The 14775-nt window shown below is 67.0% G+C and carries 9 protein-coding genes; all 9 read left to right on the top strand.

The window, feature by feature from the left end:
* Positions 1-325 precede the first annotated feature (325 nt).
* The 9 genes from WAE60_RS16880 to WAE60_RS16920 all read left to right on the top strand — a co-directional run bounded on the left by WAE60_RS16880 (position 326) and on the right by WAE60_RS16920 (position 14675).
* Positions 326-697: a response regulator gene (locus tag WAE60_RS16880; RefSeq protein ID WP_337687614.1), complete on the top strand. Its 372-nt coding sequence runs from the start codon at positions 326-328 to the stop codon at positions 695-697.
* A gap of 405 nt (positions 698-1102) precedes the next feature.
* Entirely contained in the window at positions 1103-4039 is a 2937-nt protein-coding gene (locus WAE60_RS16885) for a TonB-dependent receptor (RefSeq protein WP_337687615.1), read from the top strand.
* A 68-nt stretch (positions 4040-4107) separates the two neighbouring features.
* Entirely contained in the window at positions 4108-5475 is a 1368-nt protein-coding gene (locus WAE60_RS16890; protein WP_337687616.1) for a glycoside hydrolase family 88 protein, read from the top strand.
* A 4-nt stretch (positions 5476-5479) separates the two neighbouring features.
* Positions 5480-6895 carry a glycoside hydrolase family 28 protein gene (locus WAE60_RS16895; RefSeq protein ID WP_337687617.1) on the top strand — a complete coding sequence of 472 codons (1416 nt, stop codon included), beginning with the start codon at positions 5480-5482 and terminating at the stop codon, positions 6893-6895.
* A 404-nt stretch (positions 6896-7299) separates the two neighbouring features.
* A complete protein-coding gene (locus WAE60_RS16900) occupies positions 7300-10680 on the top strand; it encodes a response regulator (RefSeq protein ID WP_337687618.1) in 3381 nt (1126 codons plus the stop codon).
* Between the two features lie 4 nt (positions 10681-10684).
* Entirely contained in the window at positions 10685-11509 is an 825-nt protein-coding gene (locus WAE60_RS16905) for a CheR family methyltransferase (protein ID WP_029913037.1), read from the top strand.
* On the top strand, positions 11506-12084 hold the full coding sequence (locus tag WAE60_RS16910; protein WP_029913033.1) for a chemotaxis protein CheB: 579 nt from the start codon (positions 11506-11508) through the stop codon (positions 12082-12084). Before WAE60_RS16905 ends, WAE60_RS16910 begins: the two co-directional genes overlap by 4 nt.
* A complete protein-coding gene (locus WAE60_RS16915) occupies positions 12081-13253 on the top strand; it encodes a hybrid sensor histidine kinase/response regulator (protein ID WP_035018449.1) in 1173 nt (390 codons plus the stop codon). Before WAE60_RS16910 ends, WAE60_RS16915 begins: the two co-directional genes overlap by 4 nt.
* A 240-nt stretch (positions 13254-13493) precedes the next feature.
* Entirely contained in the window at positions 13494-14675 is a 1182-nt protein-coding gene (locus WAE60_RS16920; RefSeq protein ID WP_337687619.1) for an AraC family transcriptional regulator ligand-binding domain-containing protein, read from the top strand.
* Positions 14676-14775: the final 100 nt, after the last annotated feature.

Here is a 14775-nt window from a genome sequence, read left to right on the forward strand (position 1 = left end):
GCGACCACGGCCGCCGCTTACACAACATCATCGAACCGCGCCGAACACCGTCCGGGCGGCCCAAACTATCGCAACGAAGACGCCCAATGTCGCGCCAAGGCAAGCTCAACGGACGGGTCCGGCAAGCTTGACCATGCTACAACTCCAAACGACGCCGGTTGTTCCGCCCTTCCTCACCCCAGGGCGCCCGTGCTGCAGCCCCCTCCTGGAAAGCCGACCGCTCCACGCGCGCAACCCGCGAAAGCGAGCTCGGTTTCACCAAGAATATCAATTTCTTATTGGCGCCTGCGCAGGAACCACGAGCATCGCCGCCGGTTGGCTATCCATGGCTGGCCCCAATCCCGTTGTCGTGCTCCTGGTCGATGACGAGCCCATGCTGCGCATGATCGCGCGCCAGGGCTTGGAAGACGCCGGCTTCAAGGTTGTCGAGGCGAACGACGCCGAGACCGCCCTGGAGATCCTGGGCGCTCGCACCGATGTGACCGTGCTGTTCACCGACGTCAACATGCCAGGCCCGCTGGACGGCCTGGAGTTGGCAAGACGCGTTCACGAACGCTGGCCTTCCGTCCAACTGGTGATCACCTCGGGCCGGGGCCTGGATGCGCCCCTCCCCGAGGATGGGCGTTTCATGCCCAAGCCCTACAGCATCGCTGAGCTGATCAGCGCCGTCGACGAGGCTGCAAGAGAAGGCCATTGATCGATCATGGCCACGGTCGATTTTGGCCGCCGCCACTGACGGAAGCGTCGCCGCTCGGCGTCTTCATAACCTCGGCGCATCCACGCTCCTGAAACGCCAGAGACGACCTTGGCGCGTCGCCAGAAAGGCGACGTTCGAGCCCAGGCGCCGCGAAGCCTCCCCACGACCATAACCTGACCTTCAAGGCCCTAGCTCGACCCCGGGGCGGGAGATCAATGCGCCTCGACTGCGCCGCGGCCGATTATTTCCAATTCGAGCAATTTTATCAGGCTCGACATTTGTACGATAACTACGATATATCCCGATTATAGGGATTCAATCCCACAATATGAAAGCCTCCGACCGTCGGTCCTTGGCCTCCAGGCCAGCGCTTGCGGATAACGGCGGCTCGCCAGGAGGAAAGAGATGAGCGACTTCACCAGCGCGCGCCTGCGCACGAGCGCGTCGCGTTTGGCGATGGCGGTAGCCGTGCTGTCAGCCCCGGTCTCGGCCCTCGCCCAGACCGCCGCCGGCAACGAGCCCGCCGTCGTCGACGAGATCGTGGTCACCGGCTTTCGCGCCTCGCTGAACAAGGCGCTGGTCGAAAAGCGCGCCGAAGCCGCCGCCATCGACACCATCGTCGCCGAGGACATCGGCAAGTTCCCCGACGCCAATCTCGCCGAGTCGATGCAGCGCATCCCCGGGGTGGCCCTGTCGCGCGGCGACGGCGGCGAGGGCCGCAACATCAGCGTCCGGGGCCTGGGCGCGGCCTTCACCCGCGTGCGCATCAACCAGATGGAGGGCGCGGCCCAGACCGGCTCGTCTGACATCTACGGCGCGGGCAACAGCGGCCGATCCTTCGACTTCAACGTCTTCCCGACCGAGATCTTCTCGGCCCTGACCGTGCGCAAGACCTCGTCGGCCGACATCGAAGAAGGCTCGCTGGGCGCGACGGTCGACCTGTCGGCGCCCCGCCCGCTCGATCAGCGCGGCGACATGGTGTTCACCGCCACCGGACGCGGCGTCTGGAACGAACTGGCCAAGAAGGTCGATCCGCGCGTCTCGGCCCTGGTCTCCAAGAAGTTCGCCGACGGCAAGATCGGCGTCCTGGGCTCCCTGAGCTATCAGAAGCGTCAGTTGCGCGAAGTCGGCTACTCGGCCGTCGACATCCTGTCGGCCAACACCAACGGCCTCTTCTGCTCGCCGCTCGGCTTCGCCCCGCAGAACCCGGCGACCAACGCCGCCAAAGGCACGGACGCGGCCAACTGCAGCACCGGCAATCCGCGGACCAGCACCACGTCAGCCTATCAGACGGTCTACAACGCCACCCGCCCGGACGCGGCGACCACGCCCGGCAGCGGCGCCTTCTTCCCGCGCCTGCCGCGCTACATGGACTCGGTGCAGGAGCAGGAGCGCACCGGCGGCAGCTTCACCCTGCAGTTCCAGCCCGACGACAAGACCGACATCGCGCTGGACCTGATCTATTCCAAGTTCGACGTTCATCGCGACGACAACTACATCGAGTTGGTTTCGTTCGCCCGCAGCGCATCGAACAACGGCCAGCCGATGACCTCATTGCGGGACATCCAGCTGTCGCCCAAGGGATCGCTGGTCTACGGCCTGTTCGACGGCGTCGATGTGCGTTCCGAAGGCCTGCACTCGCACTTCGTCTCGACCTTCAAGCAGGCCAATCTCGACTTCAGGCACGAGCTGAACACAAGGCTGACGGTGTCGGGTCTGGTCGGCGTGAATGAGTCGACCTGGCAAGACAAGATGCGCATGCAGTACTTCATGGACAGGGTCGACGCGAACGGCGTGTCGATCGACTACCGTGATGGCGGCTCGACGCCGAAGATCGGCTACGGTTTCGACGTCTCCAACCCGGCCAACTTCACCTATGCGCCCGGCCTGGCCGACGGCACGGTGCTGGGCGGTTTCTCGCTTCAGGGAAAACCGGCGGGTACGGTCACCTACGGGTTCAAGAGCGAGATCAATCTGGCCTGGACGCTCAACGACGCCCTGAAGGTCAAGGCCGGCGGCCAGTTCCGCCGCAACCAGCAGAAGGGTTACGACACCCGCTACTACACCGCCGACACGCTGGTGAAGCCCCTACCGGCCGGGACGTCGCTGGCCAGCCTGACCCGTCAGATCACCGGCCTCGACAGCCTGTGGGGCAACGGGGCGCCGGCCGCCTGGGCGGTGATCGACTGGAAGAAGTTCTACGACACCATGCAGCTGGGCCAGTCGCGCTCGTGCACGGTCGAGTGCGGCAGCCCCAATCCGACCGTCCGCGAAGCCGTCTCCGTCGGCTATGTGATGGGCGAGTTCAATTTCGAAGACGTGCTGGGCGTCGGCGTGCGCGGCGACATCGGAACGCGCTATGTCCATACCAACCAGTTGAGCTCGGGCCTGGTCTCGGTGGCCTCGGCCACCTCTCCGACGGGCGTCACCGGCAAGTACGGCGAGGTCGAGCGCACCTACAATGACTGGCTGCCGGCCGCCAACCTGGTGATCGAGCCGACGCAGGACGTGCTGGTGCGCCTGGCCGCGGCCAAGGTGATGTCGCGCCCGGACCTGGGCAACCTGACCCCGACCAGCGGCGTCAATCCGGTGACCCGCACGGGCACCGTCAACAACCCGTTCCTGGATCCGATCCGGGCCAACACCGTCGACGCGGCGGTCGAGTGGTATTTCCGTCCGGGCTCCCTGATCTCCGCGGCGTTCTTCTACAAGGACATCAAGACCTACATCCAGCGGGTCAACACCCTGGTGCCGTTCAATCAGCTGGGCCTGCCCAACGAACTGCTGATCGGCTCGAACACCGCGCCGACCGAGCTCTTCACCGTGTCGACGCCGTTCAACACCCCGGGCGGTCCGCTGAAGGGCGTCGAGCTGAACCTCCAGGCGCCGCTGACCTTCCTGCCGGGTGCGTTCAAGAACCTCGGCGTGTTGGCCAACTACACCCGCGTCACGTCGCAGATCGACTACATCCTGACCAGTTCGGGCGGCGTGCCGACCTCGACGACCACCGCCGACCTGGTGGGGCTCTCGAAGAACACCGCCTCGGCGACGCTGTACTACGAGGACAAGAAGTTCAGCGTCCGGACGACGGCCAACTATCGCGGTCCGTTCATCCGCGGCATCCCGGCCTCGGGCGGCAGCGACCTGCAGGGCAACGCCAGCACGCTCTATGTCGACGCCTCGGCCTCCTACAGCCTGAACGAGGCGGTGAAGTTCATCGTCGAGGCCCAGAACCTGACGGATGAGCAGAACCGCCTGTACATCGACAGCCAGCGCAAGGACACGCTGTTCGAGACCCGTGTCGGTCGCAATGTCACGTTCGGGGTCAACGTCCGCTTCTAGTCCCCGCCGCGCCCTGGGACCCTCACGGGTTTCCGGGCGCGGTTCCCGCGTCACGAGAGGCGCCCCGCATGATCGCCGCCCGACACCTATCCCTGGCCGGCGCCGCGCTGGCCGCAATGCTGTTGGCGACAGCCGCGGCGGCGCCGGTCCGGGCCCAGGACCTCCCCGACCGCGACCAGGTGCTGGCGGTCGCCAGGAGGTCGGCGCTGGCCCAGGTCGAGCAGATGAAGGCGTTCGAGACCAGCGCCGGCCCGCGCCGCCACGGCGCCGGCGTCGAGTGGATCTCGGCCGTATTCTACACCGGCGCGATCAAACTCACCGATACGATCGCGGCGCCCGAGGTCGATGACTACCTGTTCGCCACGGCCCGCCATTTCAACTACGGCCTGCAGGGCGACGGCGTGCCGATCCACATGATCAACGCCGACGACCAGGCGGTCGGCGATCTCTACCAGTCGGTCTATCTGCGCACCGGCGCGCCGGGCGTGCTGCTGCCGCTCAAGGCCAATCTCGACTACACGGTCCCCTATCTCGGCTTCACGCCCAAGCCCGACAAGCTGGTCTGGTGGTGGTGCGATGCGCTGTTCATGGCTCCGCCGATGTTCACCCGCATGTCGGCGATCACAGGCGATCCCCGCTACATCCAGGCGATGGATGCGCAATATTGGCGCGTCTACGACCACCTGTACGACAGGGATCAGCACCTCTTCGCGCGCGACACGCGCTTCATCACGCGGCGCTCGGCCAACGGCCAAAAGATCTTCTGGTCGCGCGGCCAGGGTTGGGTGCTGGCCGGCCTGGCGCGCACGCTCGAATACATGCCCTCCGACTTCCCCTCGCGGCCGCGCTACGTCGCCTTGTACCGGCAGATGGCTGAGCGCCTCGTTTCACTGCAGGCCGCCGACGGCCTGTGGCGCAGCAGCCTGCTGGACGAGGCGGCCTTCCCCGAGCCCGAGACCTCCGGCACGGCGCTGAACACCTACGCCCTGGCGTTCGGCGTCAATCACGGACTCCTGGACCGAAAGACCTTTCTGCCGGCGGTGCTGAAGGGCTGGGCGGGCCTCAACCGCTACGTCCTTCCCAGCGGCCTTCTGGGCCAGGTGCAGAGCGCCGGCGACCAGCCCGTGCCGACCAGGCCCGAGACCACGACCCTCTACGCCAGCGGCGCCTTCCTGTTGGCCGGGGTCGAGGTCGCCGCCCTCGGCCGCCCCGCGACGCCGCTGCCGGTCGCCCTGCCCGTCCCGCCCAAGTTGACCTACCCGGCGGCCAGCTGGCGGTTTCGTCCCCTGCCCGCCGACGCCACCGGTGCGCAGCGGCGCGAACGCGAGCGCGGCGAGGCCGAGCGGGCGACCGTCGCCGACCAGGCCTTCGACCCGATGAAGGACGATCCCCACTACGCTCCGCCGGTTCCGCTGGCCGGGCGGAAGCGTCGCTGAAGCCATGCCCCATCGCCCCCTCGCCACACCCGTCTCGCGCCGCGCGGCCCTGACCGCCGGGCTCGCCTCGATGATGGCCACGACGGCCGCCGCCTCGGGGCTTCGCCACGAAATCGTCCGGCCGGCCGCGCCGTTCGCCATGCCGCCGATCGCCGTGCCGGATTTCTCGCGCAGCCGCCGGTTCGCCATCACCGATTTCGGCGCCGACCCGCGCGACCAGGCCACCACCTCCCAAGCCATCGCCAAGGCCGTCGCGGCCGCCAACGCCGCCGGCTCCGGCGTGGTGGTCGTGCCCAAGGGCGAATGGCCGTGCGGACCGGTGCATCTGAAGAGCAACGTGGCCCTGCACCTGTCCCAGGGCGCGACGCTGCTGTTCTCCGAAAACCCGCAGGACTACCTGCCGCCGGTCCTGACCAGTTGGGAGGGGCTGGAGTGCTACAACTACTCGCCGCTGGTCTACGCCCATGGCTGCGAGAACGTCGCGATCACCGGCCCGGGGCGGCTGAAGGCCAGGCTTGATGTCTGGAAGGTCTGGTACGCGCGTCCCAAGCCGCACATGGACGCCCTGGTGGCGCTATACCGGCAAGCCGTGAAAGGCGCGCCGGTCGAGCAACGCGACATGACCACGGGCGAGGCGCATCTTCGCCCGCAGTTCATCCAGTTCAACCGCTGCCGTCACGTGCTGATCGAGGGCGTCAGCATCGAGGACAGCCCTTTCTGGACCGTCCACCCCCTGCTCTGCACCGACGTCGTGATCCGTCGCGTGAAGATCCGCGCCCATGGCCACAACAACGACGGCGTCGATCCGGAGATGAGCCAGAACGTGCTGATCGAGCAATGTCAGTTCGACCAGGGCGACGATGCGGTCTCGGTGAAGTCGGGACGTGAGTTCGACGGCTGGCGGTTGGCGACACCGGCCCGCAATATCGTCATGCGCGACTGCAGGATCCTGAACGGCCACCAGCTGATGGCGATCGGCAGCGAGCTGTCGGGCGGGGTGGAGAACGTCTTCGTCCAGAACTGCCACTTCGCCGGCGACGGCAAGGGCGCCGACGGCTGGGCCGTGCCGATCAACAACATCCTCTACGTGAAGACCAACGAGCGGCGCGGCGGCTTCGTGCGGAACATCGTCATGGACAACGTCACCGCCACCATCGTGTCGGGCGGGGTGTTGTGCGTCGAGACCGACGTCCTCTACCAGTGGCGCGATCTGGTCCCGACCTATGAGCGCCGCCTGACGCCGATCCAGGGCCTCAGCGTCAGCAACGTCACCGTCGACGAGGCCAAGTTCGTCTGCCGCATCAAGGGCGATCCCGCCCTGCCCGTCCGCGACGTGCGCCTGCGGAAAATCAAGGTCGCCAAACTGCACGACGCCGCCACGGACAACACCAACGTGGAAGGCTTCACCTCAGCGTCCTGACACTCGCGGCACAGCCTCCATGTGGAGCAGCCCTGATGACAGGCCGAGACGCCCGTCGCTTTTCCGATGGAACCTCAACGACGGCTTGGCGTTAGTGGCTCCGCGCGATCGGGTGCGCTACGGGGGGTGCTTGGTGATTCCGGCCTTTGTTGAATTTAGGAGCGTCGTGGCTCAAAGCCGTCGACCGGGCGCCACGGATTCCTTGCTCCCGGCTCAAGCGCGGTCTCTCGCCAAGCCCGAACCGCTTTCGCGCCATTCCCGTCCGCAGCTCGTGTCCTGACCGCTCGCCAAGCCAACCGCCATTTGCCCCCGGTCTCGTCTGAGGGGGCAGGATCGACAACTCCGACTCCGAGTACTCCATGTCGTCAATCGAACCTCGTCGCCCGTCCTCCTCCGGGACGAAAGTGGAACTATGGGCGACCATCGGGCTCGCGCTCGTCCTGGCGTTCTTCCTCCTCAGCGGGATGATCGCCTTCCGCAACATCGAGGTTCTCAGGACCAACAACGAAAGGATCTGGCACACCCACAATGTGCTGATGGCGCTGGACGAGTTGCTGTCCACCGCGCAGGACGCGGAAACCGGCCAGCGCGGCTACCTGCTGACGGGCAACGACCGGTATCTCGAACCCTACCAGAACGCGGTCAGCGCCGTCGGCCAGCGCGCCGACGAGGTGGCCGCGCTCACCAAGGACAACCCGGCGCAGCAGGCCAACCTCATCCCGCTCAAGCGTCATATCGCCGCCAAGCTCGACGAACTCGACAGGACCGTGGACATGCGACGCCGGGGCGAGACCCAGGCCGCGCTCGCCGTCGTCGCCACCGACCGCGGCAAGATCGAAATGGACGCGGTCCGCGCCCAGCTCGACGTGATGCGCAACGAGGAAAACCGGCTGCGGGACATCCGCCTGGCCGAGATGGACGCCGCCCACAAGACGGCCCTGATCAGCGGGGTGCTGACCTGCCTCCTGGGGGCGGCGCTGACGATCGCGGTGTTCGCCCTGATCCGCCGCAGCGCCCGCGCCCGCAGCCGGGAGGAATGGCTGCAGTCGGGCCAGGTCGGCCTCGCCGAAGCGATGATGGGCGACAAGTCGGTCGAGGAGCTGAGCGACAGCATCCTGGGTTTCCTGGCGCAATATCTCGGCTTCCAGGCCGGCGCCCTGTTCAAGGGCGAGAAGGGCCAGTTCTATCGCGCCGCGGCCCTGGGGATTCCCGCCGACGCCGACGTGACCCTGCGCTTCGGCGTCAGGGAGGGTCTGCTGGGCAAGGCGGCCGCCGACGGGCGTTCGACCATCGTCCGCGACGTGCCCGAAGGCTATCTGACCATCAGCTCGGCCCTGGGGCGCGACAAGCCCCGGCATCTGGTCATCGTGCCGACCCATGCCGACGACGTCGTCAACGCCGTGATCGAACTGGGCTTCCTGCATCCGGCCGACGAGCTGATGCTCGAATTCCTGGACCAGGTCTCGCCGTCCATCGGCATCGCCCTGCGCTCGGCGCGCTATCGTTCCGAGCTGCAGAGCGTGCTGGAGGAAACCCAGCGCCAGGCGGAAGAACTGCAGGTCCAGAGCGAGGAGCTGCGGGTCTCCAACGAGGAGCTGGAGGAGCAGGGTCGCGCGCTCAAGGAGTCGCAGACGCGGCTGGAGCAGCAACAGGTCGAACTGGAGCAGACCAACAGCCAGCTCGAAGAGCAGGCCCAGACGCTGGAGACCCAGCGCGACGAACTGGAACGCACCGGCGCCGCCGTGGCGCTGAAGGCGCGCGAACTGGAACAGGCCAGCCAGTACAAGTCCGACTTCCTGGCCAACATGTCCCACGAGCTGCGCACGCCGCTCAACTCGCTGCTGATCCTGTCCAAGCTGCTCAGCGACAACCCGAACGGCAACCTCTCGGGCGAGCAGGTGAAGTTCGCCCAGACCATCCAGTCGTCGGGCAACGACCTGCTGACCCTGATCAACGACATCCTCGACCTGTCGAAGATCGAGGCCGGCCATATCGAGGTGCGCCCCGAGAGCGTTCCACTGCAGCGGTTGACGGGAGACCTGCGCCAGCTGTTCCAGCCCGTCGCGGACGAGCGCGGCCTGGGCTTCGAGATCGTCGTGGCGAAGGACTGCCCCGCCCTGGTCGAGACCGATCGCCAGCGCCTCGAGCAGATCCTCAAGAACCTGCTGTCGAACGCCTTCAAGTTTACCGAACAGGGCCAGGTCCGCCTGGCCGTGTCGCCGGCCGGCGCCGACAGCCTGGCGTTCGCGGTGACCGACACCGGCATCGGCATTGCGCGCGAACAGCAGGAGAGCATCTTCGAGGCCTTCCGCCAGGCGGACGGCACCATCAGCCGTCGATATGGCGGCACGGGCCTGGGCCTGTCGATCTCGCGCGAACTGTCGCGCCTGCTGGGCGGGGCGATCACGCTCAAGAGCACGGCCGGCGAAGGCAGCACCTTCACCGTCACCATCCCGCGCACCTACGATCCGACCTTCGTGGCGCCGCGCGAGCAGCCCTCGCCCGTGGAGGCGCCCCCCTCCCCCGCGCCGCGCCCGCCGCGCGCCAAGCGTCTGGCCAAGACGGTCGAGGACGACCGCGAACAGCTGACCAAGGGCCGCCGGGTGCTGCTGGTCATCGAGGACGACGACAAGTTCGCCGGCATCGTGCGCGACCTGGCCAAGGAGCTCGGCTTCGACTGCCTCGTGGCCGGCACGGCCGAAGACGCCCTGAAGCTGGCCCGGCAGTTCAAGCCCAGCGCGGTTGTCCTCGACGTGGGGCTGCCGGACGAGTCGGGCCTGATGGTCCTGGACCGCCTCAAGCGCGACGACACGACCCGGCACATCCCGATCCATGTCATCTCGGCCGCCGACCACAGCCAGACCGCCCTGTCGCTGGGCGCGATCGGCTACATGGTCAAGCCGGTCAAGCGCGACGAGCTGGCCGAGGTGCTCCGGACCCTGCAGTCCAAGCTGACCAGCACGGTGCGACGGGTGCTGATCGTGGAGGACGACCCGGTGCAGCGCGACGCCGTCGGCAAGCTGCTGTCATCCGGCGACGTCGAGACCGTCGGCGTCGGCACGGCCGCCGAATGCCTGGAGCAACTCAAGCAGCAGACGTTCGACTGCATGGTGCTGGACCTGTCCCTGCCCGACGCCTCGGGCTACTCGCTGCTGGAGACGCTGAGCCAGGACGGCGACCACGCGTTCCCGCCCGTCATCGTCTATACCGGCCACGACCTGTCGGCGGACGACGAGCAACGCCTCCGTCGCTATTCCAGCTCGATCATCATCAAGGGCGCCAAGTCGCCCGAACGCCTGCTCGACGAGGTCTCGCTGTTCCTGCACCAGGTGGTGTCCGAGCTGCCGCCCGAACAGCAGAAGATGATCCAGAAGGCCCGCAACCGCGACGCCGTCCTGGAGGGCCGCCGCGTGCTGATCGTCGAGGACGACATCCGCAACGTCTACTCCCTGACCAACGTCCTGGAGCCGCGCGGCGCCGTCGTCGAGATCGCCCGCAACGGCCAGGAGGCGATCGAGGCCCTGGGGCGGTCCGCCGAAGACCCTTCCCGCGCCGTCGACCTGGTGCTGATGGACGTGATGATGCCCGTGATGGACGGCCTGACCGCGACGCGCCAGATCCGCGAGGATGCGCGATGGTCCAAGCTGCCGATCCTGATGCTGACCGCCAAGGCCATGCCCGACGACCAGGAGCGCTGCATCGCCGCCGGGGCCAACGACTACATGGCCAAGCCCATCGACGTCGACAAACTGCTTTCGCTCGTGCGCGTGTGGATGCCTAGGTAGAGCCGTGCCCGACAAGATCGAAGACCTAGAGATCCAGCTGCTGCTGGAGGCGCTCTTCCAGCACTACCACTACGACTTCCGCCACTATGCGCGGGCGTCGATCAAGCGGCGTCTGGTGCAGGCGCGCGATCAGCTCGGCTTCGCCAGCATCTCGGCGCTGCAGGACCGCGTCCTGCACGACCCCGACATGCTGCCCCGCCTGCTCGGCTATCTCACCGTGCAGGTCAGCGAGATGTTCCGCGACCCGTCCTACTTCAGGGCGCTGCGCGAGAAGGTGCTGCCCCACCTGCGGACCTATCCGTCGCTGAAGGTCTGGATCGCGGGCTGCAGCGCCGGCGAGGAGCTCTATTCGCTGGCCATCCTCCTGCGCGAGGAGGGCCTCTACGAGCGCACCCTGTTCTACGCCACCGACATCAATCCGGACGCGCTGAGCGCCGCGGAGGCCGGCCTCTATCCGCTGGATCGGATCCGCAAGTTCACCGAGAACCATCAGAAATCGGGCGGCAAGTCGTCGCTGTCCGACTACTACACCGCCGCCTACGGGCGCGCGGTCTTCGACAAGTCACTGCGCGATCGCGTGGTGTTCTCCGACCACAGCCTGGTGACTGACGCGGTCTTCGCCGAGATGCACCTCATCTCGTGCCGCAACGTGATGATCTATTTCGATCGCGCGCTGCAGGACCGGGCCATCGGCCTGTTCCGCGAGTCCCTGACCCGAAAGGGCTTCCTGGGCCTGGGGTCGAAGGAGAGCCTGCGCTTTTCCAGGCACGCGACCGGGTTCGCCGACTTCGTGCCGGAGGAAAAGATCTATCAGAGGCGCGAGCCGTGACCCGGACAACGATCAAGGCGATCGCGATCGGCGCCTCGGCCGGCGCCGTCCAGGCCCTGCAGGTCATCCTGCCCCGGCTGCCCGTCGGCTATCCGCTGCCCGTCCTGGTGGTCGTGCACGTGCCGCCCGACCGCTCCAACGTCCTCCTGCCGCTGTTCCAGTCCAAGTGCCGGATGAGGGTGAAGGAAGCCGAGGACAAGGAGCCCATGGACGGCGGGGTGATCTATTTCGCGCCCTCGGACTACCACATGCTTGTCGAGGCCGACGGCGCCCTGGCGCTGTCGAACGACGAACCGGTGAACTACTCGCGACCCTCCATCGACGTGCTGTTCGAAAGCGCCGCCGACGCCTATGGCCCGGCGCTCGTCGGCGTCATCCTCACCGGCGCCAACAATGACGGCGCCGCGGGCCTGAAGGCCGTGACCGACGCCGGCGGCGTGGCGATCGTCGAGGACCCCGCGCAGGCCTACGCCTCGGCCATGCCGGATGCGGCGCTGGACGCCGCCGCGACCGCGAAGGTCATGAACCTGGATGCGATCGCATCCTATCTGTCGAGTTTGGGGACTGCGCGATGATCGCGGAAAAGCCGATCAACTTCCTGCTGGTCGATGATCTCGAAGAGAACCTGCTGGCGCTGGAGGCGCTGCTGCAGCGCGACGGCCTGACCTGTTTGAAGGCGCGTTCGGGCGAGGAGGCGCTCGAGCTGCTGCTGGTGCACGACATCGCCCTGGCCCTGCTCGACGTGCAGATGCCCGGCATGGACGGATTCCAGCTGGCCGAATTCATGCGGGGCAATGAGCGCGCGCGCCATATCCCAATCATCTTCGTGACCGCCGGCACGGCGGGCGGCGTCGATGCCCTGCGCCGCTTCCGCGGCTACGAGGCCGGCGCGGTCGACTTCATCCAGAAGCCGATCGAGGCCCATGTGCTGCGCAGCAAGGCCAATGTGTTCTTCGACCTCCATCGGCAGCGCCTGCAGATCGAACTGCAGCGCGACGAGCTGGAGGCCGCGGCCCAGGCCCTGCGGCGGGCCGATCGCCACAAGGACAGTTTCCTGGCGGTCCTGGCGCACGAACTGCGCAATCCCGTCGCCGCCCTGACCGGCGGCCTTCACCTGCTGGGCAAGGACAACTCGCCCGAACGCTCGCGCGACATCCGCACCCGCATGGACCGGATGCTCACCCACCTGTCGCACCTGGTCGACGATCTCCTCGACGTTTCGCGGGTCAACCAGGGCAAGATCTCGCTGAAGAAGGAGCGGCTCGACCTGCGCGAAATCCTCCGATCGGCGATCGAAGCCAGCCAGCACAATATCGACGCAGGGGCCCACCGGTTCACCACCGAGTTTCCCGAGGGCCCCATCTGGCTGGACGCCGATCACACGCGGCTGGCCCAGGTGGTGGCCAACCTGCTGAACAACGCGGCCAAGTACACGCCCCCGGGCGGCGCCGTGTCCCTGTCCGCCAAGGTCCAGGACGGCGCCGCCGAGATCAAGGTTTCCGACACGGGCGTGGGGATTGCCCCCGAGATGCAGTCGGGCATCTTCGAGATCTTCGCCCAGGTCGAGGACCATCTGACCAAGGCGCAGGGCGGGCTGGGGATCGGACTCGCCCTGGTCAAGCAGTTGGTCGCGCTCCACGGCGGCAGGATCGAGGTGCAGAGCGCGGGTCAAGGCACGGGCAGCACCTTCATCGTCACCCTACCCATCGCCGCCGCTCCGTCGGAGGGGCTGGTCAGCCTCTAGGACGCGGTTTCCAGGGACGGCGTGCCGCTTGCTCGGCTAGCGCCCCGGAGGGAGACACCCGTGCTCTCGCCATGAGAAGCCGGCGCGAGCAGCGCGGCTGATCTCTTTGCGCCCTAGGTTGAGAGATGAAACCCGCCCTTCGTTGTTGCGCGTGGTTTGCTCATGGCTCTTTCGTAAAAAGGAGGCCTTGAGGCGCGAAATGCGCCTTACAATCGAAGTCGGGGAGAGACACTGAAATCCATGGCCGCCAAATCGCCCGCGCTATCAGTGCCGCCCACGCCCTCGACTCCGGTCGACAGGCTGGCCGCGATGGACGACGGGCGTCCGGGACTGGACGGCCTCGCGGTCGAGAAGCTGCTGCGCGGCGCCGTGCTCAAGGGGCACGACCCCATGGAGATCTTGCGCGAAGCCCGGATCGATCCGTCGGCGTATGGCGACGAGCACGCGGCGATCGACGGCAGCGCCCTGTTCCGTTTGGTCGAATGCATCCAGCAGAAGCTCGACGACGCCTATGTCGGGTTCCTGGCGGAAAGATGCCGGCTGGCGCTCGAGACCGAACGCACGCGAGCCTATCTGCACGCCAACACCTTCGGTGAGGCGCTCAGGGTCAGCATCCGGTTCACCCAGGCGCTTTCCAGCGACATCGGTCCGCAACTGATCGAGACCGACCGGCTCGGCGTCATGCACGTCTGCGCCTACAACACCGTCGAGGGCGTTGATCGGGACATCTTCGTCTGGCTGCGGTTCGTCTGGATCTATCACCTGTTCAGTTGGCTGATCGGCCGGCCGCTCAAGCTGCGTCGCGTGTTCGTTCAAGGGCGGCGTCCGGTGCAGGCGAACGGCTTCGACCGGTTCGCCCTGTTCCAGTGCCCGATCGAGTTCGGGGCGAAGGTCGATGCGCTTTGCTACGACCGCAACGACCTCAACGTTCGCCTCGTGCACGGAACCCTCGCCGAATACGAGGCGCACAACGCCGGCGCGCCGGACTGGTTCGCGCCGCCAGGCGGCGAACTGAGCTGGCGCAGCCGGACGGAACAGGTGCTGGTCGGGCTTCAGCGCGAGGGAAAGTGGCTGCCGTCGATCGAGGACGTCGCCGAACGGCTTCGAAGCCAACCGCGCCGGCTGAGACGCAACCTGGCCGGCGAAGGCGAGACGTTTCAGCACATCAGAACGCGGCTGCGCGGTGAAATGGCGGGGGCCCTGCTGCTCGCGACCGATCTCCCCGTGACCCATGTCGGCTACGCGGTCGGCTTCAGCGAACCGGGCAGCTTCACCCGGAACTTCAGCGAGTGGGCCGCGATGGCGCCCTCCGAGTATCGCCAACGCTACAAGGCCGACACCGCGCGGATGGCGGCCGCCACCACCCTGGTGACCGAACGGCGCGAGCCCCAGGCCGGGACGCAAGCTGGTCACTTGCGTTAAATCTTCACGTCACCCGCGTCATAGCCAATCTCCCCGCTCTTGGACATCGATAGCCAACCACCGCGCGGCGTCGACCGTGCGGAACAAGAGTGATCAAGGG

The sequence above is a fragment of the Caulobacter sp. CCG-8 genome, assembly GCF_037402475.1.
Lineage (GTDB): Bacteria > Pseudomonadota > Alphaproteobacteria > Caulobacterales > Caulobacteraceae > Caulobacter.

Bases quoted from the DNA above. Each gene is read 5' to 3' on its own strand.
- WAE60_RS16880 (WP_337687614.1), top strand. From the start codon at position 326: ATGGCTGGCCCCAATCCCGTTGTCGTGCTCCTGGTCGATGACGAGCCC.
- WAE60_RS16885 (WP_337687615.1), top strand. From the start codon at position 1,103: ATGAGCGACTTCACCAGCGCGCGCCTGCGCACGAGCGCGTCGCGTTTG.
- WAE60_RS16890 (WP_337687616.1), top strand. From the start codon at position 4,108: ATGATCGCCGCCCGACACCTATCCCTGGCCGGCGCCGCGCTGGCCGCA.
- WAE60_RS16895 (WP_337687617.1), top strand. From the start codon at position 5,480: ATGCCCCATCGCCCCCTCGCCACACCCGTCTCGCGCCGCGCGGCCCTG.
- WAE60_RS16915 (WP_035018449.1), top strand. From the start codon at position 12,081: ATGATCGCGGAAAAGCCGATCAACTTCCTGCTGGTCGATGATCTCGAA.
- WAE60_RS16920 (WP_337687619.1), top strand. From the start codon at position 13,494: ATGGCCGCCAAATCGCCCGCGCTATCAGTGCCGCCCACGCCCTCGACT.